This is a genomic window from Streptomyces sp. NPDC003456, assembly GCF_042878735.1.
Classification (GTDB): domain Bacteria; phylum Actinomycetota; class Actinomycetes; order Streptomycetales; family Streptomycetaceae; genus Streptomyces.
In genome coordinates this window covers 114,613-139,501 of record NZ_JBIAOK010000006.1, presented here as the reverse complement: position 1 = coordinate 139,501, position 24,889 = coordinate 114,613, and the positions used below count along the sequence as shown (strand labels likewise).

Below are 24,889 nucleotides of genomic sequence, written 5' to 3'. Positions count from 1 at the left end.
TCGGCCCGGGACCGCGGCCCTGGCCCGCCCGGACACGGGCTAAAGTCGGCCGCATGACCAAGTGGGAATACGCAACCGTGCCGCTGCTCGTCCACGCCACGAAGCAGATCCTGGACACCTGGGGCGAGGACGGCTGGGAGCTCGTCCAGGTCGTGCCCGGGCCGAACAACCCCGAGCAGCTCGTGGCCTACCTGAAGCGGGAGAAGCAGTAGTGGGCGCCGTCGAGGCGAAACTCGCCGAGCTGGGCCTGAGCCTGCCCGACGTGGTCCCGCCGCTGGCCGCGTACCAGCCGGCCGTGCAGTCCGGCCCGTACGTCTACACCGCGGGCCAGCTGCCCATGGTGGACGGCAAGCTCCCGGTCACGGGCAAGGTCGGCGCCGAGGTCACCGCGGAGGAGGCCAAGGAGCTGGCACGCACGTGTGCGCTGAACGCCCTGGCCGCCGTGAAGTCCGTCGCCGGTGACCTGGACCGCATCGCGCGCGTGGTGAAGGTCGTCGGCTTCGTGGCCTCGGCCTCGGACTTCACCGGCCAGCCCGGAGTGCTCAACGGCGCGAGCGAGCTGCTCGGCGAGGTCCTCGGCGACAAGGGCGTGCACGCGCGCAGCGCCGTCGGCGTGGCCGTGCTGCCCCTGGACGCCCCGGTCGAGGTCGAGATCCAGGTGGAGCTCGCGTAGCACCCCGGCACCCGCCCGAGCTGCGTGATCCGTACCCGGGGGCCACTCGAACATCCGCCCGTCACGGGATAGCCTCGCGCCCATGGCGAACGGTCAGTGGTACCCCGCGGAGTGGCCGGACCGCATCCGCGCGCTCGCGGCGGGGACCCTCACTCCGGTGACCCCCAGGCGCGCGGCCACCGTCATGCTCCTGAAGGACACGGGCAGCGGCCCGGCCGTCCACATGCTGCGCCGACGCGCCTCGATGGCCTTCGCCGGGGGCGCGTACGCCTATCCGGGCGGCGGTGTCGATCCGCGCGACGACGACCACCAGGTGCGCTGGGCGGGCCCCACGCGCGCGTGGTGGGCCCGGCGGCTCGGCGTCGGCGAGGCGGAGGCCCAGGCGATCGTCTGCGCGGCCGTCCGGGAGACGTACGAGGAGGCGGGCGTGCTGCTCGCCGGTCCGGCGCCCGACTCGGTCGTCGGCGACACCACCGGTGCCGGCTGGGAGGCCGACCGGGCCGCCCTGGTCGCCCGGGAGCTGTCCTTCGCGGAGTTCCTCGACCGCCGCGGTCTCGTGCTGCGCTCCGACCTGCTCGGCGCGTGGACCCGCTGGATCACCCCCGAGTTCGAGTCGCGGCGCTACGACACCTGGTTCTTCGTGGCCGCGCTCCCCGAGGGGCAGCGCACGCGCAACGCCTCCACGGAGGCCGACCGCACGGTGTGGATCACCCCGGGCGACGCGGCGGCCCGCTACGACGAGGGCGAGCTGCTGATGATGCCGCCGACGATCGCCACCCTGCGCCAGCTGACGGCGTACGGGACGGCCGCGCAGGCCCTCGCGGCGGCGCCCGAGCGCGATCTCACGCCCGTGCTGGCCACCGCGCGCCTGGTGGACGGGGAGATCGTGCTGTCGTGGCCGGGCCACGACGAGTTCACCAAGCACGTACCGGCGGCCCCGACCGGCGGAGGCGGCGCATGACCGACGCCGCAGCCCTTCCGGGCCAGCCGCGGGGCGGGGTCCTGTCCGGGCCCGCCACCGCGCGGGCCGTCAACGTGCTGGCGCCCAACGCGTCGGCGATGACCCTGGACGGCACCAACACCTGGATCCTCGCGGAGCCCGACTCGGACCTCGCCGTCGTGGTCGATCCGGGGCCGCTGGACGACGGGCACCTGCGCCGGGTCGTCGCCACGGCCGAGCAGGCGGGCAGGCGCGTCGCCCTCACCCTGCTGACGCACGGCCACCCGGACCACGCGGAGGGCGCGGCCCGCTTCGCGGAACTGACCGGCACGCGCGTGCGTGCCCTCGACCCGGCCCTGCGGCTCGGCGACGAGGGACTCTCCGCCGGGGACGTGATCACCACCGGCGGGCTCGAACTGCGGGTCGTGCCGACCCCCGGCCACACCGCCGACTCGCTGTCCTTCCACCTCCCGGCGGACCGGGCCGTCCTCACCGGCGACACGATCCTCGGGCGCGGCACGACGGTCGTCGCCCACCCCGACGGCCGCCTCGGCGACTACCTGGACTCCCTGCGCCGCCTGAGGTCCCTCACCGTCGACGACGGCGTCCACACGGTGCTGCCGGGCCACGGCCCCGTGCTGGAGGACGCCCAGGGCGCCGTCGAGTACTACCTCGCCCACCGCGCCACGCGCCTCGCCCAGGTGGAGACGGCCGTGGAGGACGGCCGCACCACCCCGGCCGAGGTGGTCGCCCGCGTCTACGCGGACGTGGACCGCTCCCTGTGGCCGGCCGCGGAACTGTCCGTCCGGGCGCAGATGGACTACCTGGAGGAGCACGGCCTCATCCAGGGCCTCGGCTAGGAGGCCCCGGGAGCGGCCTTCGCACCGTGCGGTGCGGGGAGGTGCCCCGCACCCGTCCGCCGGCCGCGTCCCGGCCGCGGTGACGACCGGACGGACCTCTCCGGCACGCGCGCGTGGGAGCCCTGCGGGCGAGCACCCCCGGGCCGGGCGCCTGGAGGCCGCCGACGACGCCGGCAGCCCCTGCCGTGACACGGCGTCGGGCCCTGTCCCGTGGAGGACAGGGCCCGAGACGTACGGCGGGGCGGGCGCGTCAGCGCGAGCGCTTGGCGAGGCGTTCGACGTCCAGGAGGATCACCGCGCGGGCCTCCAGGCGCAGCCAGCCGCGCTGGGCGAAGTCCGCCAGGGCCTTGTTGACCGTCTCGCGGGACGCGCCGACCAGCTGGGCCAGCTCCTCCTGCGTGAGGTCGTGGACGACGTGGATGCCCTCCTCGGACTGCACGCCGAACCGGCGCGACAGGTCCAGCAGCGCGCGGGCGACACGGCCCGGGACGTCCGAGAAGACGAGGTCGGACATCGCGTCGTTGGTCTTGCGCAGCCGGCGCGCGACGGCGCGCAGCAGCGCCGTGGCCACCTCGGGGCGGGCGTTCAGCCAGGGCTGGAGGTCGCCGTGGCCCAGGCCGAGCAGCTTGACCTCGGTCAGCGCCGTGGCGGTCGCCGTGCGCGGGCCCGGGTCGAACAGCGACAGCTCGCCGATCAGCTCGCCGGGGCCGACCACGGCCAGCATGTTCTCCCGGCCGTCGGGCGACGTGCGGTGCAGCTTGACCTTGCCCTCCGTCACCACGTAGAGGCGGTCACCGGGGTCGCCCTCGTGGAACAGCGAGTCCCCGCGGGCGAGGGTCACCTCACTCATGGAGGCGCGGAGCTCCGCGGCCTGCTCGTCATCGAGCGCCGCGAAGAGCGGATTGCGCCGCAGAACGTCGTCCACGAGTTCTCTCCCTTTCGACCTGCTCAGGGGATCTTGCTCCCCTGCGTTCCAGGGGACCGTGGTGCCCATTTTGCCGGACGGTCCAAACAGTGTGATCTGTCACAAGGATGCCGCACACGTGTCCCGGGGTACGCGGCAGGGGTCCAATTGGGCGCCGATCTTCAGGGGCCGGGGCGGATGAGGGTGCCACGGCTTAGGCTGGCCGGGTGTCCAAATCGCCGGTGAGAGCACAGGCCGAGGGGGCTGCGCGGGTGGTTGTACGTCGCGATTCCGCTGTGGGCGAACAGGGCCCCGATGGCGGTAGGAAAACGGCGAAAGCGACAGAGGAGGCGGCGATGAGGAAGACGGCGGCCTCGGCGGAGACGACGCCCGCGGCGAAGAGAGCGGCGCCCGCGAAGAAGGCGACGAAGGCGGCGCCCGCGAAGAAGACGACGAAGGCGGCGAAGAAGACGCCGGCGGTCAAACAGGCGACGGCGGCTCAGGAAGCGTCGGCCGCCGGGAAGAAGACGACGGCCGCCGCGAAGAAGGCACCGGCCGCGAAGAAGACGACCGCCGCTGCGAGGAAGGCATCGACCGCGAAGAAGACGACCGCCGCCGCGAAGCAAGCACCGGCCGCGAAGAAGAGCACCGCCGCGGTGAAGAAGGCACCGGCAGCGAAGAAGGTGGCCGTCGCGCCCAAGAAGGCCACCGCCCGCGTCAAGGCCGCCGCCCCCGCCAGGACGGTCGTGCACCCGCCCGGCGACGAGTCGCGCACGGCCCTGGTCCGCCGCGCACGCCGCATCGACCGTGAGCTGGCCGAGGTCTACCCGTACGCCCACCCCGAGCTGGACTTCGACAACCCCTTCCAACTCGTCGTCGCCACGGTGCTGTCGGCGCAGACCACGGACCTGCGCGTCAACCAGACGACGCCCGCCCTGTTCGCCAAGTACCCCACCCCGGAGGACCTGGCCGCCGCCAACCCCGAGGAGGTCGAGGAGATCCTGCGCCCGACCGGTTTCTTCCGGGCCAAGACCAAGTCGGTCATAGGGCTGTCGAAGGCGCTGGTGGAGGAGTTCGGCGGGGAGGTGCCCGGCCGGTTGGAGGACCTCGTGAAGCTGCCCGGGGTCGGTCGCAAGACGGCGTTCGTCGTGCTCGGCAACGCCTTCGGACGGCCCGGCATCACCGTCGACACGCACTTCCAGCGGCTGGTGCGCCGCTGGCGGTGGACCGCCGAGACGGACCCGGACAAGATCGAGGCCGACGTCGGCGCGCTGTTCCCGAAGAGCGACTGGACGGACCTGTCGCACCACGTGATCTGGCACGGCCGCCGCATCTGCCACGCCCGCAAGCCCGCGTGCGGCGCCTGCCCGATCGCCCCGCTGTGCCCGGCGTACGGGGAGGGCGAGACCGACCCGGAGAAGGCGAAGAAGCTGCTGAAGTACGAGAAGGGCGGCTTCCCGGGCCAGCGGCTGCGGCCCCCGCAGGCGTACCTGGACGCGGGCGGCAGGCCGGCGCCGCCGCTGGGGGCCGGATGACCCGCCCCCACCGCCGGCGCGCCCGCCTCGCCGATCGCCGTTCCTCCTCCGGCGGAAGGGGGCCGTGCGTGGAACGATCCGCCGGGCGCCGGGCGTTGGAAGCGGCAGGACGACGGGGGTGGCGATGACGCGGGCGAGTGAGACGCAGGGCGGGCCGGTGACCTTGAGCAAGGAGGGCCTGCCCGGCTGGCTGGACCCGGTGGTGCACGCGGTCGAGACGGTCCGGCCGCAGCAGCTGAGCCGCTTCCTGCCGCCCGAGGACGGCGCGGGACGCCAGTCCGCCGTGCTGATCCTGTTCGGCGAGGGCGAGCGCGGCCCCGAACTGCTGCTGATGGAGCGGGCCAGCTCCCTGCGCTCGCACGCGGGGCAGCCGTCCTTCCCGGGCGGGGCGCTCGACCCCGAGGACGGGGACCCGGCCGGTGACGGCCCCCTGCGGGCCGCCCTGCGCGAGGCCGAGGAGGAGACCGGGCTCGACCCTTCCGGCGTCCAGCTGTTCGGTGTCCTGCCCCGGCTGTACATCCCGGTCAGCGGCTTCGTCGTCACGCCCGTGCTGGGCTGGTGGCGGGTGCCGAGCCCGGTCGGGGTGGTCGACCCGAACGAGACCGCCCGGGTCTTCACCGTCCCCGTGGTGGATCTCACGGACCCGGCGAACCGGGCCACCGCTGTCCACCCCAGCGGTCACCGAGGTCCGGCATTCATGGTCGAATCGGCCCTCGTCTGGGGCTTCACGGCCGGGATCATCGACCGGCTGATGCACTTCGCGGGCTGGGAGCGGCCGTGGGACCGGGAGAAGCAGGTCCCGCTCGACTGGCGCGCATGACAGGGTGGCCTTCGTGAACGTGCTGGACATCTTGTTGCTGGTCGCCGCCGTGTGGTTCGCGGTCGTGGGATACCGCCAGGGGTTCGTCGTCGGCATCCTGTCGGTGATCGGCTTCCTGGGCGGGGGCCTCGTCGCGGTGTACGTGCTGCCTGTCATCTGGGACGCCGTCACGGACAACGCGGAGGTGAGCACGACCGCCGCCGTGGTCGCGGTCGTCGTGGTCATCGTCTGCGCCTCCGTCGGGCAGGCCCTGACCACCCACCTGGGCAACAAGCTGCGCCGGCACATCACCTGGTCCCCGGCCCGGGCGCTGGACGCCACGGGCGGCGCCCTGGTCAACGTCGTGGCGATGCTCCTGGTCGCCTGGCTGATCGGATCGGCCCTCGCGGGCACCACCCTGCCCACGCTCGGCAAGGAGGTCCGCAGTTCCAAGGTGCTGCTGGGCGTCTCGCGGGCGCTGCCCGACCAGGCCGCCACCTGGTTCGCGGACTTCTCCTCCGTCCTCGCGCAGAACGGCTTCCCGCAGGTCTTCAGCCCGTTCTCGAACGAGCCGATCACCGACGTCCGGCCGCCCGACCCGGCGCTGGCCGACAGCCCGGTCGCCACCCGCGCCCAGCGCTCCATCGTCAAGGTGATGGGCACGGCCCCCAGCTGCGGCAAGGTCCTGGAGGGCACCGGCTTCGTCTTCGCCGACCGCCGGGTCATGACCAACGCGCACGTGGTGGGCGGCGTCGACGAACCGACCGTGCAGATAGGCGGCGAGGGCCGGAAGTACGACGCCGAGGTCGTGCTCTACGACTGGCGGCGCGACATCGCCGTCCTCGACGTGCCCGACCTCGACGCGCCCGTGCTGCGGTTCACCGAGAAGGACGCGACCAGCGGCGACAGCGCCATCGTCGCGGGCTTCCCGGAGAACGGGGCGTACGACGTGCGGGCCGCGCGCGTGCGAGGTCGCATCACGGCCAACGGCCCGGACATCTACCACCGCGGCACGGTCCGGCGCGACGTCTACTCCCTGTACGCGACCGTCCGCCAGGGCAACTCCGGCGGCCCGCTGCTCACCCCCGACGGCAAGGTCTACGGCGTGGTCTTCGCCAAGAGCCTCGACGACGCCGAGACGGGGTACGCGCTCACCGTGGACGAGATCCGCGAGGACATCACCAAGGGGCGCTCCGCCAACCAGCAGGTGGACAGCGACAGCTGCGCGCTCTAGGGGGAGCCCGGGGGAGGCACGGCCGGGTTGTCACTCACACGAGTGGCACCTCAGTCGCGCGGGTGACGCAGACGCACGGAGACCCAGCGGGCCCGGCGGCGGAGGATGCGCGGGATCCCCACCCTGGGGTCGGCGGTCGCCATCTGCGGTGCGCCGCTTCGCCGGTAGGGATTCGTGCCGCTCGCCGAGCGGCGATTGCGGGTTGCGTCACTGTAGTCGTGCGTCCAGCCCATACCCGGACGTCTGCCCCCGGCCCATGGTCCATAACCGCTTCGGTGGCGGCCAATTGGCCTATGCGCCGGGCACATGGCCGTGCGTCGGACAGGTGTTCAGATCGGGCGCGGCGGACGCGGGTCCCGCGCTCAGCGGTCGGGTTCGGGATCCCGCAGCCAGTTGATGAGTTCCGCGGAGAAGGCGACCGGGTCCTCCTCGTGCGGGAAGTGACCGAGGCCGTCGAACAGCCGCCAGCGGTACGGGGCTTCGACGTACTCGCCGGAGCCGGCCGCGCTGCGGGTGCGCATCACCGGGTCGAGCGAGCCGTGCAGGTGCAGCGTCGGCACCCGCACGGGCCGCTTCATCCGGCGGTTGAACTGGATGCCGTCCGGCCGCGCCAGGGACCGCACCATCCAGCGGTACGGCTCGACCGCGCAGTGCGCCGCTGAGGGGATGCACATGGCGCGGCGGTAGTTCTCCAGCTCCTCGTCCTCGGGCGGACGCGGCCCGGACCAGTCGCGGATCAGCTCCGCCACGAGCGCCCCGTCGTCGGCGGTGAGCTGCCGCTCGGGGATCCAGGGGCGCTGGAACCCCCAGATGTGTGCACCCGCACGGGTCTGCTTGACATCACGCAGCATGGCCGCGCGCCAGCGCCGCGGATGCGGCATCGACGCGACCGCCAGCCGCCGCACCAGCTTGGGACGCATCGCGGCGGCCGTCCAGGCGAGGTATCCGCCCAGGTCGTGGCCGACCAGCGCGGCGTCCGGCTCGCCGAGGGAGCGGATGACGCCGGTGACGTCGAGCGCGAGGTTGGCGGGGTCGTAGCCGCGCGGTGTGCGGTCGCTGCCCCCGACGCCCCGCAGGTCCATGGCCACGGCCCGGAACCCCGCGTCGGCGAGCGCCACCAGCTGGTGCCGCCAGGTCCACCAGAACTGCGGGAAGCCGTGCAGCAGCAGCACCAGCGGCCCGTCACCCAGCTCGGCGATGTGGAAGCGGGCGCCGTTGGCGGCGACGTCGCGGTGGATCCAGGGTCCGTCGAGGAGGACGGCCGAGGCCGGGGGAGCCGGGGGCGGGGCGGGGTCCGTCATGACGACGAGCGTGCCACAGCCTCGATGGCCTCGGGGACGCGGTCCCGCGCGAGCTCGGGGCGCGGGTGCGGCTTGGCGTTCTGCAGGACGACCGCGCTCTCCTTCATCGACGCGGCGACCTTCTGCGGGCCCTTGCTCTTCTTGGCCTTCTTCGCGAAGACCACGCCGATCAGCGCCAGCCCGCCCGCGACCAGCACGTTCGCGGCGAAGGACAGCAGGAAGCAGACGGCCAGGTTCCAGTCCGACCAGGTCCGGATGCCGTACGCCAGCGCGAAGTTCAGCATCGGCAGGGAGAACACCAGGACGGCACCCGCCAGCGAGAAGGCACCTCCGCTGGTCGCGCCGCGCTTGACGTCCTGCTTGAGCTGCGCCTTGGCCAGCGCGATCTCGTCGTGCACCAGCGCCGACATTTCCGCCGTCGCCGAGGCGAACAGCTGGCCGATGCTGCGTTCGGCGCCGACCGGGCTGCCGTCGGGTGCGCTCATCGCGGTCTCCCTCTTTCGCGTACGGTCCGATTTTCCGCTGCCTGTGCCGGTCCGCACACGGTCGTCCCGTGCGTCCGGCCCGACTGCGTACGGTCCCGTCTTTTGTACCGTCTCGTCAGATCATGCCGGACGGTGGTGGTCCTCGCCTGCCCCGCCCGGCACTTCGGCAAGCCCGTGGCGCGCCGCCGCCTTCTCCTGGGCGATCCTGCGGTGCTCGGCGGCCTTGCGCTCGTAGAGGTCCGCGAGGCGCAGGTGGTACGCCGGGTCGTCCTCCTCGTAGACGTCCGGGATGCCGTCGGCGTCCTCGTCCCGCTCCTCGTTCTCCCACAGGCGGCGGTACTTGGCGTTGCGCAGCTTCAGCAGCACGGTCGCGAGTGTCGCGGCGACGAGCGAGCCGATCAGGACCGCCGCCTTGACCTCGGCGGTCATCGCCTCGTCGCCCTCGAAGGCGAGTTCACCGATGAGCAGGGACACGGTGAAGCCGATCCCGGCGAGGCTCGACACCGCGAACACGTCCGCCCAGGCGAGGTCGTCGCTGAGCGAGGCCCGGGTGAACCGGGCCGTCAGCCAGGTCCCGCCGAAGATGCCGAGCGTCTTGCCGACCACCAGGCCGAGGACGACCCCGAGCGTCTCCGGCTGGGTGAACACCCGCCCCAGCGCCCCGCCCGAGACGGAGACGCCCGCGCTGAACAACGCGAACAGCGGAACGGCCAGCCCCGCCGACAGGGGCCGCACGAGGTGCTCGATGCGCTCGCCGGGGGAGACCTTCTCGCCCTCGCGGCGGTGGCAGCGCAGCATCAGGCCCATGGCGACACCGGCGATGGTGGCGTGGACGCCGCTGTTGTACATCAGCGCCCAGATCACCAGTGCGAGCGGCACGTACACGTACCAGCCGCGCACCCCCGTGCGCAGGAGCAGCCAGAACACGGCCAGGCCGGCGACGGCCCCGCCCAGCGCGGCGAAGTTCAGGCTGCCGGTGAAGAACACCGCGATGATCAGGATCGCGAAGAGGTCGTCGACCACGGCCAGCGTGAGCAGGAAGGCCCGCAGGGCGCTCGGCAGGGACGTGCCGATGACCGCCAGCACGGCGAGGGCGAAGGCGATGTCCGTGGCGGTCGGCACCGCCCAGCCCGCGAGCGAACCGCCACCGCCGATGGTGGTCAGGGTGTACACGAGCGCGGGTACGGCCATGCCGCACAGCGCGGCGACGACCGGGAGGGCGGCCGCTCTGGGGTCGCGCAGGTCGCCGGCGACGAGTTCGCGTTTGAGCTCGATGCCGGCGACGAAGAAGAAGACCGCGAGCAGCCCGTCGGCGGCCCAGTGCGCGACCGAGAGGTCGAGTCCGAGGGCGGCGGGGCCGAAGTGGAAGTCGGAGACGCTCTCGTAGCTGTCGTGGAGGCCGGGGATGTTCGCCCACAGCAGCGCGGCCACCGCCGCGACGAGCAGCAGCACGCCGCCCAGGGTCTCGGTGCGCAGCGCGTCCGCCACGTAGGTCCGCTCCGGCAGCGACAGCCGGCCGAGGACCTTGCGGGTGGTGGTGGGGCGGGGCGCAGTCACGAGCAGGACCTCCGGGAGGTGGGCAGGGCGGAGCACATGCCGACCAGACTTCCCGGCGCACCTTGGAGCACTTGTTTTTCTTAGTTTAGCTAAGGGAGTGATGTCGCGCATCCCTGAGCTGCGGTGCAGGCGCGCTGAGGGCACCCGGTGTGCCGATCACCGGGTGCCCTCAGCGGCTCGTGCCATGCCCCGGGCGGTCAGTCCTCGCTGGGCGCGGCCGGCAGCTTGGCCTGGATGAGGTCCATGACCGCGGAGTCCGTCAGCGTGGTGACGTCACCCAGCTGGCGGTTCTCGGCGACGTCCCGCAGCAGCCGGCGCATGATCTTGCCGGAGCGGGTCTTGGGCAGTTCGGCCACCGGCAGGATCCGCTTGGGCTTGGCGATCGGGCCGAGGGTGTTGCCGACGTGCGTGCGCAGCTCGGCGACCAGGTCCTCGGTCTCGGAGGCCGTGCCGCGCAGGATCACGAACGCGACGATCGCCTGCCCGGTCGTCTCGTCCGCCGCGCCGACCACGGCCGCCTCGGCGACCGAGGGATGCGACACCAGCGCGGACTCGACCTCGGTGGTGGAGATGTTGTGCCCGGATACGAGCATGACGTCGTCGACCCGGCCCAGCAGCCAGATGTCGCCGTCGTCGTCCTTCTTGGCGCCGTCACCGGCGAAGTACCTGCCCTCGAAGCGCGACCAGTAGGTGTCGATGAACCGCTGGTCGTCGCCCCAGATGGTGCGCAGCATCGACGGCCACGGCTCGGTGAGCACCAGGTAGCCGCCTCCGCCGTCGGGCACCTCGTTCGCCTCGTCGTCGACGACCGTCGCGGAGATGCCGGGCAGCGGCGTCTGCGCGGAGCCGGGCTTGGTGGCGGTCACGCCCGGCAGCGGGGTGATCATCATCGAGCCGGTCTCGGTCTGCCACCAGGTGTCGACGACCGGGGTGCGGTCGCCGCCGATGTGCTTGCGGTACCAGATCCACGCCTCGGGGTTGATCGGCTCGCCCACCGAGCCCAGCACGCGCAGGCTGGACAGGTCGAACTTGGCGGGGATGTCGTCGCCCCACTTCATGAACGTGCGGATCGCGGTCGGCGCGGTGTAGAGGATCGTCACGCCGTACTTCTGCACGATCTCCCAGAAGCGGCCCTGGTGCGGGGTGTCGGGCGTGCCCTCGTACATGACCTGCGTGGCGCCGTTGGCCAGCGGGCCGTAGACGATGTACGAGTGGCCGGTGACCCAGCCGACGTCGGCGGTGCACCAGTAGACGTCGGTCTCCGGCTTGAGGTCGAAGACGGCATGGTGGGTGTAGGCGGCCTGGGTGAGGTAGCCGCCGGAGGTGTGCAGGATGCCCTTCGGCTTCCCCGTGGTGCCCGAGGTGTACAGGATGAACAGCGGGTGCTCGGCGTTGAACGCCTGCGGGGTGTGCTCGGCGCTCTGCCGGTCCACCAGGTCGTGCCACCACACGTCGCGGCCCTCGGTGAAGGCGACCTCCTGGCCCGTGCGGCGCACGACCAGGACGTGCTCGACGTTGCCCGCCTTCTCGACGGCCTCGTCCACGGCCGGCTTGAGCGCGGACGGCTTGCCGCGCCGGTAGCCGCCGTCGGAGGTGATGACCACGCGCGCGTCGGCGTCCTGGATGCGGGTGGCGAGCGCGTCGGAGGAGAAGCCGCCGAACACGACCGAGTGGGCGGCACCGATACGGGCGCACGCCAGCATGGCGATGGCTGTCTCGGGGATCATCGGCATGTAGACCGCGACCCGGTCCCCGGCCTGAACGCCCAGCTCCAGCAGCGCGTTGGCCGCCTTGGAGACCTCGTCCTTGAGCTCGGCGTAGGTGAGGGCGCGGCTGTCGCCGGGCTCGCCCTCGAAGTGGATGGCGACCCGGTCGCCGTGCCCGGCCTCGACGTGCCGGTCGACGCAGTTGTAGGCGACGTTGAGCTCGCCGTCCTTGAACCACTTGGCGAACGGCGGGTTCGACCAGTCGAGGGTCTCGGTGAACTCCTTGGCCCAGGTCAGCCGGCGGGCCTGCTCGGCCCAGAAGCCGAGCCTGTCAGCCTTGGCCTGTTCGTACGCCTCCGCGGTGACGTTGGCGTTCGCGGCCAGGTCGGCGGGGGGCGAGAAGCGTCGCTCCTCCTTCAGGAGGTTGGCCAGGCTTTCATTGCTCACGGCATCTGCCTTTCCCAGGGTGTCCGTTGTGTCCCGAGCCACAGCTCATCAGACCCGGGGGTGCGCTGACAAGGGCCGACCGCCGATTGGTTTAGACCTGTGGGCGGTGCGGTGAGCGATGCTGCCGGGGACCGGGTTCACCCGTACCCACGGACGCCGACCAGGGAAAGTTCACGGGGTGGCGGGGGTGAGGGCGGCGCCGGTGGCGGGTGCCGGCCGGACGGCGCGCGGGGTGCGGCCGCGTACGCCACGCGGCCGCACCCCTGCCCGCTCGGTCCGCCCTCCGGCTCACACCGGCACGTCCGCCTCCCGTACGCGGTCGAAGACGCCACCGGCCTCCGTCTCGGTCAGCAGGTACGCCTCCGCCTCGCCCACGTGGAAGTACATGCCCTGCAGCTCCAGCGCCCCCTTCTCCAGGGCCCGGGCCACCGACTCGTGGGCGCGCAGGTGCTCCAGCTGCTGCACGACGTTGGTCAGGCAGAGCTGCTCGACCGCGTCCTCGGGCATCCGCCCGGCCAGCCTGCTCCAGGGCCGGCTGCCGTCGCCCATCCGTTCCAGGCTCGGCATGCCGTGCCGCAGCCACCGCTGCAGCGGGGTCCGCCCACCGCCGGGCTCGGCGTCGAGCAGGGCCTGCATGGCACCGCAGCCGGAATGCCCGCACACGGTGATGGACCGCACGCCCAGGACGTCCACGGCGTACTCGATCGCCGCGGCCACGGAGTCGTCACCGCTCTCCTCACCCGGGCGGGGGACGAGGTTGCCCACGTTGCGGACCACGAACAGGTCACCGGGACCACTGGAGGTGATCATCGAGGTGACCAGCCGGGAGTCGGCGCAGGTCAGGAAGAGCTGCGAAGGCCGCTGCCCCTCGCGGGCCAGCCGGGCCAGCTCACTGCGCACCAGGGGCGCGGTGTTGCGCTGGAACGCGCTGATGCCGCGAGCCAGTTCGTGCCCGCTGCTCCCCTCGGTGCCGCACGTGCCCGGCGGGTTCCGGTCGGAGCCGCCCGTCTCTCCCGCCGCGGCCCGGTCGTGCTCGGAGCGGGTCGGCCGGGGCCGCTCGCACTGGTGGTTGCGCCAGGGCGTCCAGGGCCGGCAGCGGCAGCCGCTGAAGTCCTGGGGCTCCGAGATGCGGATGCCGGGATGGCGTCCGGTGATCTCCACGGTGCCGCCCTGCGAGGTGTGCGTCTTCTGCCAGTCCTGCAGGGTCTCGTACGCCGCGTGGTCCATGAACGACCCGTCCAGTTCGACGACGGCGTCGGCGGCGTGCGGCACGAGGTGCAGGGCACGGCTGAGCCGCGGCACCGCAAGGAACGTCAACTGCCCTCTGACGTGGACGTGATGGACTCCTTCCCTCTCCTCGTGCGTGATGCGGGTGCGGGTGAGGCGGTGCAGGGCGACGCCGACGGCCATGGCGATCCCCAGGGCCACACCCTGGAGGACGCCGAGGCACACCACGCCCAGGGTCGTCACGGCGTAGACCCACACCTCTCGGTGGCGTGTCACCGTGCGGATGTGGTTCAGGGACACCATCTGGATGCCGACGGCCATCACCAGGGCGGCGAGCGAGGCGAGGGGGATGAACTCCAGGATCGGGACCAACAGCAGCGCGGCGAACACTACGAGAACGCCGTGCAGCATCGTCGAGTTCCGGCTGACCGCTCCGGCGTGCACATTGGCCGTACTGCGCACCGCGACACCGGCGATGGGCAGTCCGCCGAGGGAGCCGGAGACGATGTTGGCGGCTCCCTGCCCGAGCAGTTCGCGGTCGAGGTCGGATCGCCCGGCCCGGGCGGGCAGGTCCGGGCGGCCGGCGGCCAGCTTGTCGACGGCGACAGCGCCGAGCAGCGATTGCACGCTGCACACCAGCGTCGTCGTGAGCACGGCGGCGGCGAGGCCCAGCACGGGGCCCTCGGGGAGCCCGGCCAGCGCGTGGTTGCTCCAGGACGGCAGGTCGACCTTGGGCAGGCGCAGGCCGGCGAGCGCGGCGACCGCGGTGGCTCCGGCGACCGCGACCAGCGCGGCCGGGACCTTGCGCAGCACCTGCCCGGCCCGGCCGGGCAGTCGCGGCCAGAGCAGCAGCAGGGTCAGGGTGAGCACGCTCACCGACACCGACGCCGGACGCATGTCCGCCAACTGTGCGGGCAGCGCACGCAGGTTGTCCGGCACGGAGCTCTGCGGCGTACCGCCGAGCACGATGTGCAGCTGGGCGACGGCGATGGTGACGCCGATGCCGGCGAGCATGCCGTGCACGATGGCGGGGCTGACGGCCAGCGCGCCCCGGGCCACGCGCAGGCAGCCGAGGCCCAGTTGGGCCAGTCCGGCGAGGACGGTGATGGCGCAGGTCGTCCGCCAGCCGTAGCGCTGGATGAGGTCGGCGGTGACGACGGTGAGGCCGGCGGCCGGTCCGCTCACCTGGAGCGCGGACCCGCCGAGCCGTCCGGCGACCAGCCCGCCCACGGCGGCGGCGACGAGACCGGCCTGCAGGGGTGCGCCGGTGGCGAGGGCGATGCCCAGGGACAGGGGCAGGGCGATCAGGAAGACCGCGATCGAGGCCGACACGTCGGCTCCCGCGATCCGGAAGCGGCGGGGGCCGGTGGGCGGCGGGCTGTGGGGTGGATGGGTGTGCTCGGTGTGGCCGGGGTCGGCGGTACGTGTGGGGACGCAGGCTGACATGGGGTTCCCGTCTCCTCCGGGGCTGCGCGGTCGCATGACTGTGGTCCCCGCTCCGGCGGGGTCGGTCGCGGCCGTGGGTCACGGCGTAAATCGGCGGGATGAATCAACGCTCGGTAAATGGATCGTAATGCAGAGTAAAGGAGGGGCATAGACTTTCCGGGCAAATGGGTGAATGCACCATCCAGACGAGTGAAGCGGATATGTGATCGGCTTGTCGTACTAATTCCTTCTCCGGGTCATGTGAATGTGGCGGCGCTGTCGGCACCCGAGAGAAGGAAGAAGGTGGGCGGAACATGGCCGCCACCCACAGGATCGCCGCGTGCTCCGTGATCGCCGCGGTCTGCGCCGTATCGCTCGCCGGTTGCGGGACCGGCACTCCCCGGCAAGGCAACCCCGAACCCTCCAAGGCGAAGCCCGCCCAGGCCCCGAAGAGCATGGTCCGCCTGATCGGGGACGGCTCCACCGCCTACACCGGCGCCCAGCCCCACCTGCCCACCCCCGAGCGGCTGCGCCCGGGCCACAAGCCCCCGCAGTTCGTCGTCTTCTCCTGGGACGGCGCCGGTGAGGACAGCCAGAAGCTGTTCTCGCACTTCCGCAAGGTCGCCAAGGAGAACAAGGCGACCATGACGTACTTCCTGAGCGGCGTGTACATGCTGCCGGAGGAGAAGCGCGACCGGTACCGGCCGCCCCAGCACTCCCCGGGCCGCTCCGACATCGGCTTCAACGACCGCAGCGGCGTCGCCGCCACCGCCGAGCAGCTGCGCCTGGCGTGGCTGGAGGGCAACGAGATCGGCACCCACTTCAACGGGCACTTCTGCGGCAGCGGCGGGGGCGTCGGCGAGTGGTCGGTGGAGGAATGGAAGGACGAGATCTCCCAGGCCAAGCAGTTCGTGAAGACCTGGAAGACCAACACCGGCATGAAGGACGCCGCCCCGCTGCCCTTCGACTACGACAAGGAGCTGATCGGCGCCCGCACCCCCTGCCTGGAGGGCCAGCGCAACTTCATGGAGGCCGCCCGCGACCTGGGCTTCCGCTACGACACCAGCGGCGTCAACGACCAGGTCTGGCCCAAGCAGAAGCAGGGCCTGTGGGACCTGTCCATGCAGCTCGTGCCGTTCCCCGGCCACTCCTTCGAGCAGCTCACCATGGACTACAACTTCATGGTCAACCAGTCGGGCACCAAGACCCAGGGCAACCCCGCCATGCACGACTTCTGGGGCGACCAGATGCGTGACGGCCTCCTCGCCGGCTTCCAGCGGGCGTACGACGGCAACCGCGCGCCCCTGATCATCGGCAACCACTTCGAGTCGTGGAACGGCGGCACCTACATGCGGGCCGTCGAGGAGGTCATCGAGACCGTGTGCACCAAGGAGGAGGTGCGCTGCGTCTCGTTCCGCCAGCTCGCGGACTGGCTGGACGCGCAGGATCCCAAGACGCTGGAGAAGCTGCGCACCCTGAAGGTGGGCGAGGCGCCCAAGGGCGGCTGGGAGGCCTTCCTGTCCGGCCGTCCGGCCCCCGCGCCGAAGGGCGTGCCGGGCGCCCCGGCGGCCAAGGGCTAGCCCTCCCGGAGGCCTTCCCCCGCTCCACGCGCGCGTGAAGAAGGCCACTCCACCGCAGGGCGGGGCCGCGGGATGCGTAGGGTCGTACTCATGAGTACAGCAGGTGCGACCGATCCGCTCGCGGCCCTGGGCGCGTTGCCCGGCGTGGCCGATTCCGTGGAGTCCGTCCGCAAGGCCGTGGACCGGGTCTACGGGCACCGGATCATGCGGCGGCGCAGCAACGAGATCACCTCCGAGGCGGCCCTGCGCGGTGCCCGCGGCTCGGCCGCGCTGTCGGGCGCGGACTGGGCCCTGGAGGAGGTGCGCCGCCGCACGGACTTCAGCGCGGACGCCGAGGCGCGCACCGTCGGCGCCGCGCTGCGGCTCACCGCGGAGGCGGGCCAGCTGCTCTCGATCTGGCGGCAGTCACCGCTGCGGGTCCTGGCCCGGCTGCACCTCGTGGCGGCCGCCGACCAGGCCGAGCAGGTGGGACGCCCCCGCCAGGAGGGCGAGCCGGTCGACGAACCCCTCGTCGGGCTCCCCCTGCCCGGCGCCGCCGAGACACACGGCCGCCTGGAGGGACTCGCCGAGCTGATCGTCGCCGGCGGCTCCGCACCCGCCCTGGTCACGGCCGCCGTCGTGCACGGCGAACTCCTCGCCCTGCGCCCCTTCACCTCGCACAACGGCCTGGTCGCGCGCACCGCCGAGCGGATCGTCCTGGTCGGCAGCGGCCTGGACCCCAAGTCGGTCTGCCCGGCCGAGGTCGGTCACGCCGAACTGGGCCGCGCGGCCTACCTGAAGGCGCTCGACGGTTACGTCTCCGGCACCCCGGAGGGCATGGCCGCGTGGATCGCCCACTGCGGCAGGGCGGTCGAGCTGGGCGCCAGGGAGTCGACGGCGGTGTGCGAGGCACTGCAGCGCGGAGCCGCGTGACACACCGGCACAGAAATGCGGCGGTGCGATGAGTCGCACCGCCGCTGGCATGACCACCGGGTTACCAAGCGTCCTCGATATGTGCCCATCAGGCCGGGGACTTTGCCCGTCACCTGGTGCGGCTGGCCCGTAATCGACGGGTCGACGTCGCGTGGGTGCCCGGTGTTCATGCGCGGTCCGTGGGGCCAAATGCGTATTAAAGGTGATCCTTTCGGATGTCCTTGGTCTCGCGGGCCGTTGTGTCCTTTGTACTCCTGACCCGTTGGTAGCGGAAGTCCGGGCCGCAGTTCTTTACTTTTAGGTTCAAACAGGACGCGCGTGCGGCGCGGCTCAGGCGACCGACGCCCGGCGCCGGCTCGCGTACCAGACGAGTCCCGCGGTGGCCGCCGCCGCGCCTATCGCGGCGATCGCCACCAGCGCCGGACGCGGGGGCACCGAGAACGCCGGCATGCGCTGCTTGAGCCGGACCGGACGGTGGAAGTCCAGGACGGGCCAGCCCCGCGCGAGTGCCTCGCGGCGCAGCGCCCGGTCCGGATTCACGGCGTAGGGGTGGCCGACGGACTCCAGCATCGGCACATCGGTGGCCGAGTCGCTGTAGGCGTAGCACCTGCTGAGGTCGTAGCCCTCGGACTCGGCGAGTTCCCTGACGGCCTCGGCCTTCGTGGGGCCGTAGGCGTAGTACTCCACCTCCCCGGTGAAGCAGCCGTCCTCGCCGACGACCATGCGGGTGGCCACCACCCGGTCAGCGCCGAGGAGTTCACCGATCGGCTCGACCACCTCCGCACCCGACGTGGACACGATCACCACGTCGCGGCCGGCGGTGTGATGCTCCTCGATGAGGGAGGCGGCCTCGTCGTAGATGATCGGGTCGATCAGGTCGTGCAGTGTCTCGGCGACGATCTCCCTGACCTGCTGGACGTTCCAGCCGCGGCACAGTGCGGACAGGTAGGTGCGCATGCGCTCCATCTGCTCGTGGTCGGCGCCGCCGGCCAAGAAGACGAACTGGGAGTACGCGGTCCGCAAGACGGCCCTGCGGTTGATCAGACCGCCTTGGTAGAACGACTTGCTGAAGGTGAGCGTGCTCGACTTCGCAATGACCGTCTTGTCCAGGTCAAAGAAGGCCGCTGTGCGGGGCAAGGAGTGGTTTTCCACGCCCTTGAGCATAGGGGCAGCCCATTCGGCGTAAGGTGTGGCGCGTGGGTTTGCCTGAGAGGGCTCTCGGGTACACCATGGAAGTCACGGATCGTTCGCGACCGTGCTAACCCGGCCCGACTCCTCCCCCCCCCGAGTCGGCCGTGGGGACGACCCCCGCTCTCCCCCCCGGCGGGGGTCGTCGCATGTCCGGATGGGTTTTCTCCTCCTTCTCGCGGCCTTGACGCCGCCTCGCAGCGGCTGCGGCCGCTCCTTCGGCATGTCCCGGCTTCGTCACGCAGGGTAGTCGTCGGACTGCTCTGTGGATGTCGCAGGGAGGGCCCGGCGGGCTCACCGGTTTGGGTGACCGCGATATTCACAACCCCCGGGGCTTCCACAGTTTTCCACCAAGATCCACACGATTTCCGGGATCGCAGCACCGTGATTCCAGCGCGTCCCGCTCGCGGCGACTTCCGTGGCCGTTCGGCGATTGCGGGGAGGCGTTTGGCCGGTTTTCGTCGGCCGTTCCGAGGGAGGCCGCCTTGCCGGTTCTCCCCACGTTTGGGAATCGCGGGGCCGCAGGGGCCGCGCGCGCAGCGAAGGGGGATGGACACCGTGGCCGGAACCGTCACACACGAACCGCCGCCCGCCGCAGGGCGGCAGGGCGGACCGCTGATCGTCACCGAGGACACCGAACTCCTCGACGACCTGCTGCGCCTGTGCGCCGCGGCCGGCGCCACACCCGAGGTGCACCACGGGGTGCCCGAGCGCAGAGGCCGATGGGAGGCCGCACCGCTCGTCCTGGTCGGTGACGACGCCGCGCGGCGGGTGCGTGGCGCCGCCCGCAGGAAGGGCGTCGTCCTGGTCGGACGGGACCAGGACGACTCGGGGGTGTGGCGGCGGGCCGTCGAGATCGGCGCCGAGCACGTCCTGATGCTCCCCGACGGCGAGCAGTGGCTGGTCGACCGGATCGCCGACGTCGCCGAGGGCGTCGGCCGGCCCGCCCTCACCGTGGGGGTCGTCGGCGGCCGGGGAGGAGCCGGAGCGTCCACGCTCGCCTGCGCCCTCGCGGTCACCTCCGCGCGGGAAGGACTGCGCACCCTGCTGGTGGACGCCGATCCGCTGGGTGGCGGACTCGACGTCCTGCTCGGCGGGGAGACGGCCGAGGGACTGCGCTGGCCGGCGTTCGCCTCCTCACGGGGGCGTGTCGGCGGAGGCGCGCTGGAGGAGTCACTGCCCGAGCTGCACTCGCTGCGGGTGCTCAGCTGGGACCGGGGCGACCGCATCGCCGTCCCGCCCCAGGCGGTGCGCGCGGTGCTGGCGGCCGCCCGCCGCCGGGGCGGCACGGTGGTGGTCGACCTGCCGCGCCGGATCGACGACGGTGTCGCCGAGGTGCTCGGCCAGCTCGACGTGGGCGTGCTCGTGGTGCCCGCCGAGCTGCGGGCCGTGGCCGCCGCCGGCCGGATGGCGTCGGCTGTCGGCATGGTCCTGCGAGACGTGCGGGTGGCCGTCCGCGGCCCGTACGCGCCCGGGCTCGACGACCGGGAGGTGGCCCGGCTGCTCGGACTGCCCCTGGCCGGCGAGGTGCCGGTGGAGCCCGGACTGCTGCGGCCTGACGGAGGCGCGGCGCCACCGGGGGCGGCCCCGCGCGGACCCCTCGCCCGGTTCTGCCGGGAGTTCTGGGAGCGGGCGCTCGTCCAGGCGGGTGCGGCATGAGCACCCTGGCCGGACTCGAAGGCGCGGACCTGCTCGACGGCGTGCGGCGGTGGCTGGCCGACAGCGGCGCCGAACCGACCCCGGCACGCGTGGCGCAGGCCCTGCGGGAACAGGGCCGGGTGCTCGGCGACGCGGAGGTCCTCGGTGCGGCGGCCCGGCTGCGGTCCGAGCTGGTGGGCAGCGGGCCGCTGGAGCCGCTGCTCGCCGATCCGGCGGTGACCGACGTGCTGGTCTCGGGCCCGGACCGGGTCTGGGTGGACCGGGGCGGCGGGCTGGAGCTGACGCCGGTGCGGTTCGCGGACGCCGCGGCCGTGCGCAGGCTGGCCCAGCGTCTGGCGGCCGTGGCGGGCCGCCGACTGGACGACGCCCGCCCGTGGGCCGACGCCCGGCTGCCCGACGGCACCCGGCTGCACGCCGTGCTGCCCCCCGTGGCCGTGGACTGCGCCTGCCTGTCGCTGCGGGTGGTCCGGCCGCGGGCCTTCACCCTCGGGGAACTGGTCGCGGCGGGCACGGTGCCGCCCGGCGGGGACCGGGTGCTGCGCGCGCTGCTCGACGCGAGGCTGTCGTTCCTGGTCAGCGGCGGCACCGGCAGCGGGAAGACGACACTGCTGAGCGCCCTGCTCGGCCTGGTCGGGCCGGACGAGCGGATCGTCCTCGCCGAGGACTCGGCGGAACTGAGGCCGGACCACCCGCATGTGGTGCGGCTGGAGACCCGCCCGGCCAACCAGGAGGGCGCCGGCCTGGTCACCCTCGAGGACCTGGTGCGCCAGGCGCTGAGGATGCGCCCCGACCGGCTGGTGGTGGGTGAGGTGCGCGGACCCGAGGTGGTGCATCTGCTCGCCGCGCTGAACACGGGACACGAGGGTGGTTGCGGGACCGTCCATGCGAACGCCGCCGCCGACGTCCCCGCCCGCCTGGAGGCCCTCGGCACGGCCGCCGGGCTGGACCGGGCCGCCCTGCACAGCCAGGTGGCGGCCGCCCTCTCGGTCGTCCTGCATCTCGCACGCGACCGGGCCGGTCGGCGGCGCATCGCCGAGGTGCACGTCCTGGAGCGCGAGCCGTCCGGGCTGGTGCGGACCGTGCCGGCGCTCCGGTGGGGAGCGGACGCGTTCGTGCGGGAGCGCGGCTGGGCACGGCTGCGTGGCTTGCTGCGGGGTGACAGGCCCGCGGACGGACCCGGCGAGTCCGGCTGGGGCGTGGACGAAGGAGCGGGGGGTGGCGGGGGTTCGGGTGACCGGGGCGCGGTGGCTGGTGAGGGGCGGGGCGTCCCGGTGTCGGCGGACCGGGCGGGCCGGGAGGCCGCGGGCCGGGCGGTCCCGGTGTCAGTGGGCCGGGCGGTCGCGGAGTCGGCGGACTGGGCGGTCCCGGTGTCGGCGGGCCGGGCGGTCGCGGAGTTCGGCGGGCCGGGCGGGTTCGCGGCCTCGGATGCCGAGCGGATACGGGGCTGCGAAGAGCGGCCGGTGAAGGGGCCGGAACGGAGTCAGGGCTTGTGAACGGGGTGACGGAGTGCTGGGGATGACGGGGATTTCCATGGGAGCGGCTGCGGCCTGCGTGGGCGCGGTGGTGTGGCTGCTGGTCGAGCGGGACACGGCAGCACGGCGTGCCCGGCTGCTGCTCGCGGGCGGAGGAACTGTCGGCGGGGATCCCCCCGGGTGGCGCGTGAAGTCCGGTGCCCTGAGGCAGGTGCGTGGCCGGTGGCGGACGGAGTGGTGGGCGCCGGCGGCCGGGTTGGTGGTCGCGGTGCTCGGGGCGTCGGTGCTGCCGGTCGTCCTCGGCGCGGCCGGGGTGCCGCTGTTGCGGAGGGCCCGTTTGGCCGGCCACGAGCGCCGGGCCCGGGAGCGCCGTGCCGACGAGGTGATCGCCTTGACCTCGGCGCTCGCGGGGGAGGTGCGGGCCGGACGCCAGCCGGGAGAGGCGCTGCTGCGGGGCGCCCGGGAGTGCGGCGGACTCGCCGAGGCGCAGGCGACGGTGCTGGCGGCGGCACGGTTCGGCGGTGACGTGCCGGAGGCACTCGCGACGGCGGCACGGCAACCGGGCGCCGAAGGGCTGCGGGGACTCGCCGCGTGCTGGCGGGTGGCGGTGGACCAGGGCGCGGGACTCGCGGCCGGGCTCGACCGGCTGGCAGCGGCCCTGAGAGCCGAACGGGACCAACGGTCGGATCTGAGCGCCCAGTTGGCGGGCGCCCGGGCGACGGCGGTGATGCTCGCCGGGCTTCCCGCCCTGGGACTGCTCATCGGCACGGCACTCGGTGCGGACCCCCTTCACGTCCTGCTGCACACCCCGGCGGGCCTGGGCTGCCTGGCGGTCGGCGGGGCCCTGGAAGGCCTCGGCCTGTGGTGGGTGTCGCGCATCGTGCGGGGTGCGGAGGCGGTGGCATGAGCGCGGAAGTCGTCCACAGGCTGGGGGTGGTGTTGGGGACGGCGCTCGCCCTCGGCTGGTGGGGCCGGTGGCTGGTGGAGACACGGCGCCGCCGGACGACACGGCGGCGGCTGGCACGGCTGCGGGTCCGGGAAGAGACCGCCTCTTCCCCACGTCTCGACCTGCGCGCGGTGGCGCGCGTCTGGTCGGCTCCCGTGGGCGTGGCGTGTGCCGGCTGGGCGCTGGTCGGTGGTCCGGCCGGAGTGGCGGTGGGACTCGCGGCTGCGGTGGGTGTGTGGCGGTGGCGGCTGCACCAGGAGGCCAAGGCCGGGACCGACCGGAACGCCCCTTTCTCGGCCGAGGTGAAGCGGCAACTGCCCTTGGCCGCCGACCTGCTGGCCGCCTGCATCGCGGCGGGCGCCGGCCCGGTCGTCGCCGCCCAGGCCGTCGGGCAGGCGCTGGGCGGTCCGGTGGGCGACGCCCTGGCCCGGGGCGCGGCGGAGGTTCGGCTGGGCGGTGAACCCGCCGCCGCATGGCGGAGGTTGGCTGCTCTGCCCGGTGCCGCCGGACTGGCCCGGCTGCTGGAGCGGGCCGGTGTGTCGGGCCTGCCCGCCGCCGCGCCGGTCGCGCGGCTCGCCGCCGAGGCCCGCGCCGACTGGGGCCGGGCGGCGACGGCCCGGGCCCGCCGGGCGGGCGTGATGGTCAGCGCACCGGTCGGCCTGTGCTTCCTGCCCGCCTTCATCGCGGTCGGGGTGCTGCCCGTGGTGATCGGGCTGGCGGGCGGAGTGCTCGGAGGAGGAGGTGGTGACTGAGGCGGACACGTGTCGGAGCAAGGAGCGCAGTGAGCGAAGCAGGCGAAGCAAGCGACGAGCAGTGGAAGTTCGGACTCTCTACGGGGGTTGAGATGTGTCAGGCGGTACGGGCGCGGTTGCGTGCCCTGGTGTGTGGGATGCGGGCGGCGCGCAGGGACGCGGGGATGGTCACCTCCGAGTACGCGATGGGCATCGTGGCCGCGGTGGCCTTCGCGGTGGTGCTCTACAAGGTCGTCACGAGCGGCACGGTCAGCGCGGAGCTGCAGGCCATCGTGAAGGGCGCCCTCGATGCGCGGATGTGAGCGGGGCGGTGACCGCGGGTTCGTGACGGCGGAGTCGGCCGTGGTGCTGCCCGTGCTGGTCATGTTCGCGATGGCTCTGGTGTGGGGCCTGCTGGTGGTGGCCGCGCAGATCCAGTGCGTGGACGCGGCCCGTACCGGTGCCCGTGCGGCGGCCCGCCAGGACCCGCCCGAGCGGGTCGTGCGACTGGCCCGCGACGCGGCGCCGCCCGGCGCGAGGGTCACTGTCAGCCGGGGGCCGGAGCAGGTCCGGGTGGTCGTGGTGGCCGAGCCGCCGGTCCTGCGCGGTCTGTCCTTCGCCGTGCGCGAGGAGGCCGTGGCGTCGGTGGAGGAGACGGTGGGGACATGAAGGGCGGGGGTCACCGTCTCCTGCGGCGAGCGTGCCCCGGTCCCCGAGGTGGCGCCTCGCGGGAAGGGCTCGCCTCGGACCGGGGGTCCGCCACCGTCTGGAGCGTCGGGGCGATCGCCGTGCTGTGTGTCGTCTTCGGTGTGGTCCTCGCGCTGGGACAGGCGGTGGTGATCCGGCACCGTGCGGCGGGCGGCGCGGATCTCGCCGCCCTCGCGGCGGCGGACCACTGGGCCGAGGGCGCTACGGAGGCCTGCGCCCTGGCCGGCCGGGTGGCCCGGGCGCAGGGCGTACGGCTCGTGCGGTGCGAGGTCGCCGGGGAGGTCTCGGACGTGACGGCGGCGTCGGGACGGGGACCGTTCACAGCGCGGGTCAGGGCCCGGGCCGGGCCGCCCAGGGCGACGGACGGGGCGGTGCCGCGGTCGCCGACGGCGACGCACACCGCGGTACCGGAGGAGGGCGCGGGGTGGAAGGAGGGTGGCGCAGTTCCTCGGCGGGGCCGGTAGCCGGGTGTCATGGCCGGGGGAGGGGGGATCAGATCGGCCCGGGCACCTCAGGCGGCGCGTCCTCGGCGGCGTGTCCCCCGGCTACCCCTCCGGCTCCAGCCTCGCGCTCCCCGGGCTCCGCAGCAGCCACCTTGCC

General features: G+C 73.2%; 23 protein-coding genes and 1 pseudogene. 16 read left to right on the top strand and 8 right to left on the bottom strand.

Translation table 11 applies throughout. The features are described 5' to 3' along the window. The first annotated feature begins 53 nt into the window (after window positions 1-53). The 4 genes from ACFYWG_RS24915 (at window position 54) to ACFYWG_RS24900 (ending at window position 2,473) form a co-directional block, all read left to right on the top strand. On the top strand, window positions 54-212 hold the full coding sequence (locus ACFYWG_RS24915) for a DUF4177 domain-containing protein (protein WP_003991873.1): 159 nt from the start codon (window positions 54-56) through the stop codon (window positions 210-212). Next, a complete protein-coding gene (locus ACFYWG_RS24910) occupies window positions 212-673 on the top strand; it encodes a RidA family protein (RefSeq protein ID WP_376328131.1) in 462 nt (153 codons plus the stop codon). The genes ACFYWG_RS24915 and ACFYWG_RS24910 overlap by 1 nt, the downstream gene beginning before the upstream one ends. Window positions 674-755: 82 nt before the next feature. After that, window positions 756-1,634 carry an NUDIX hydrolase gene (locus tag ACFYWG_RS24905; protein WP_376328130.1) on the top strand — a complete coding sequence of 293 codons (879 nt, stop codon included), beginning with the start codon at window positions 756-758 and terminating at the stop codon, window positions 1,632-1,634. Beyond that, a complete protein-coding gene (locus tag ACFYWG_RS24900) occupies window positions 1,631-2,473 on the top strand; it encodes an MBL fold metallo-hydrolase (protein WP_383509801.1) in 843 nt (280 codons plus the stop codon). Before ACFYWG_RS24905 ends, ACFYWG_RS24900 begins: the two co-directional genes overlap by 4 nt. Window positions 2,474-2,723: 250 nt before the next feature. Here the strand turns inward: ACFYWG_RS24900 and ACFYWG_RS24895 are convergent, their stop codons facing one another. After that, a complete protein-coding gene (locus ACFYWG_RS24895) occupies window positions 2,724-3,398 on the bottom strand; it encodes a Crp/Fnr family transcriptional regulator (RefSeq protein WP_010031945.1) in 675 nt (224 codons plus the stop codon). Window positions 3,399-3,733: 335 nt separating this feature from the next. On the opposite strand from ACFYWG_RS24895, the gene nth reads away from it, so the two are divergent. The 3 genes from nth to ACFYWG_RS24880 all read left to right on the top strand — a co-directional run bounded on the left by nth (window position 3,734) and on the right by ACFYWG_RS24880 (window position 6,945). Beyond that, entirely contained in the window at window positions 3,734-4,912 is a 1,179-nt protein-coding gene (gene nth / locus ACFYWG_RS24890; RefSeq protein ID WP_389203661.1) for an endonuclease III, read from the top strand. A 124-nt stretch (window positions 4,913-5,036) separates the two neighbouring features. Next, complete coding sequence (locus tag ACFYWG_RS24885) at window positions 5,037-5,732, top strand: NUDIX hydrolase (protein ID WP_385412056.1); 696 nt, start codon at window positions 5,037-5,039, stop codon at window positions 5,730-5,732. 13 nt (window positions 5,733-5,745) lie between these two features. Further along, on the top strand, window positions 5,746-6,945 hold the full coding sequence (locus ACFYWG_RS24880; RefSeq protein WP_376328123.1) for a MarP family serine protease: 1,200 nt from the start codon (window positions 5,746-5,748) through the stop codon (window positions 6,943-6,945). 50 nt (window positions 6,946-6,995) lie between these two features. On the opposite strand, the gene ACFYWG_RS24875 is transcribed toward ACFYWG_RS24880, so the two are convergent. The 6 genes from ACFYWG_RS24875 to ACFYWG_RS24850 form a co-directional block, all read right to left on the bottom strand. Continuing rightward, the gene (locus ACFYWG_RS24875; protein WP_383511229.1) at window positions 6,996-7,178 is read right to left on the bottom strand and encodes a hypothetical protein; all 183 of its coding nucleotides are present in this window, start codon (window positions 7,176-7,178) and stop codon (window positions 6,996-6,998) included. Window positions 7,179-7,307: 129 nt separating this feature from the next. Continuing rightward, window positions 7,308-8,246 (bottom strand): alpha/beta fold hydrolase, encoded by a 939-nt coding sequence (locus ACFYWG_RS24870; protein ID WP_376328120.1) that lies wholly within the window; start codon window positions 8,244-8,246, stop codon window positions 7,308-7,310. Beyond that, window positions 8,243-8,731 (bottom strand): phage holin family protein, encoded by a 489-nt coding sequence (locus tag ACFYWG_RS24865; protein WP_376328119.1) that lies wholly within the window; start codon window positions 8,729-8,731, stop codon window positions 8,243-8,245. The genes ACFYWG_RS24870 and ACFYWG_RS24865 overlap by 4 nt, the downstream gene beginning before the upstream one ends. 120 nt (window positions 8,732-8,851) lie before the next feature. Further along, a complete protein-coding gene (gene nhaA, locus ACFYWG_RS24860; RefSeq protein WP_383511232.1) occupies window positions 8,852-10,288 on the bottom strand; it encodes a Na+/H+ antiporter NhaA in 1,437 nt (478 codons plus the stop codon). Window positions 10,289-10,485: 197 nt separating this feature from the next. Then, window positions 10,486-12,441, bottom strand: coding sequence for an acetate--CoA ligase (gene acs / locus ACFYWG_RS24855; protein ID WP_376328116.1), 1,956 nt, complete (start codon window positions 12,439-12,441; stop codon window positions 10,486-10,488). A 288-nt stretch (window positions 12,442-12,729) separates the two neighbouring features. Further along, window positions 12,730-15,114 carry a bifunctional SulP family inorganic anion transporter/carbonic anhydrase gene (locus tag ACFYWG_RS24850; protein WP_389203656.1) on the bottom strand — a complete coding sequence of 795 codons (2,385 nt, stop codon included), beginning with the start codon at window positions 15,112-15,114 and terminating at the stop codon, window positions 12,730-12,732. A 293-nt stretch (window positions 15,115-15,407) separates the two neighbouring features. Here ACFYWG_RS24850 and ACFYWG_RS24845 point away from each other — a divergent pair, with 293 nt between their 5' ends. Together ACFYWG_RS24845 and ACFYWG_RS24840 are read left to right on the top strand one after the other, a co-directional pair. Next, window positions 15,408-16,673: a hypothetical protein gene (locus ACFYWG_RS24845; protein ID WP_376328113.1), complete on the top strand. Its 1,266-nt coding sequence runs from the start codon at window positions 15,408-15,410 to the stop codon at window positions 16,671-16,673. A gap of 90 nt (window positions 16,674-16,763) precedes the next feature. Then, entirely contained in the window at window positions 16,764-17,585 is an 822-nt protein-coding gene (locus ACFYWG_RS24840; protein ID WP_383503358.1) for an oxidoreductase, read from the top strand. 330 nt (window positions 17,586-17,915) lie between these two features. On the opposite strand, the gene ACFYWG_RS24835 is transcribed toward ACFYWG_RS24840, so the two are convergent. After that, complete coding sequence (locus ACFYWG_RS24835; protein ID WP_376328109.1) at window positions 17,916-18,749, bottom strand: HAD family hydrolase; 834 nt, start codon at window positions 18,747-18,749, stop codon at window positions 17,916-17,918. A gap of 573 nt (window positions 18,750-19,322) precedes the next feature. On the opposite strand from ACFYWG_RS24835, the gene ssd reads away from it, so the two are divergent. From ssd to ACFYWG_RS24800, 7 genes and pseudogenes are all read left to right on the top strand, one after another. Continuing rightward, window positions 19,323-20,432, top strand: coding sequence for a septum site-determining protein Ssd (gene ssd / locus ACFYWG_RS24830; protein ID WP_389203653.1), 1,110 nt, complete (start codon window positions 19,323-19,325; stop codon window positions 20,430-20,432). Next, window positions 20,429-21,589: pseudogene (locus ACFYWG_RS24825) on the top strand (TadA family conjugal transfer-associated ATPase); the annotation flags it as partial. The gene ssd and the pseudogene ACFYWG_RS24825, both read left to right, overlap by 4 nt. Before the next feature lie 358 nt (window positions 21,590-21,947). Next, window positions 21,948-22,811, top strand: a complete 864-nt coding sequence (locus ACFYWG_RS24820) for a type II secretion system F family protein (protein WP_389203651.1) — start codon at window positions 21,948-21,950, stop codon at window positions 22,809-22,811. Then, window positions 22,808-23,602 carry a type II secretion system F family protein gene (locus ACFYWG_RS24815; protein WP_389203649.1) on the top strand — a complete coding sequence of 265 codons (795 nt, stop codon included), beginning with the start codon at window positions 22,808-22,810 and terminating at the stop codon, window positions 23,600-23,602. Before ACFYWG_RS24820 ends, ACFYWG_RS24815 begins: the two co-directional genes overlap by 4 nt. Window positions 23,603-23,694: 92 nt before the next feature. Beyond that, window positions 23,695-23,904 (top strand): DUF4244 domain-containing protein, encoded by a 210-nt coding sequence (locus ACFYWG_RS24810; protein ID WP_383503370.1) that lies wholly within the window; start codon window positions 23,695-23,697, stop codon window positions 23,902-23,904. Next, a complete protein-coding gene (locus tag ACFYWG_RS24805) occupies window positions 23,891-24,250 on the top strand; it encodes a TadE family type IV pilus minor pilin (RefSeq protein WP_376328100.1) in 360 nt (119 codons plus the stop codon). The genes ACFYWG_RS24810 and ACFYWG_RS24805 overlap by 14 nt, the downstream gene beginning before the upstream one ends. Continuing rightward, window positions 24,247-24,753: an Rv3654c family TadE-like protein gene (locus tag ACFYWG_RS24800; protein ID WP_389203647.1), complete on the top strand. Its 507-nt coding sequence runs from the start codon at window positions 24,247-24,249 to the stop codon at window positions 24,751-24,753. Before ACFYWG_RS24805 ends, ACFYWG_RS24800 begins: the two co-directional genes overlap by 4 nt. The last annotated feature ends 136 nt before the right edge of the window (window positions 24,754-24,889 follow it).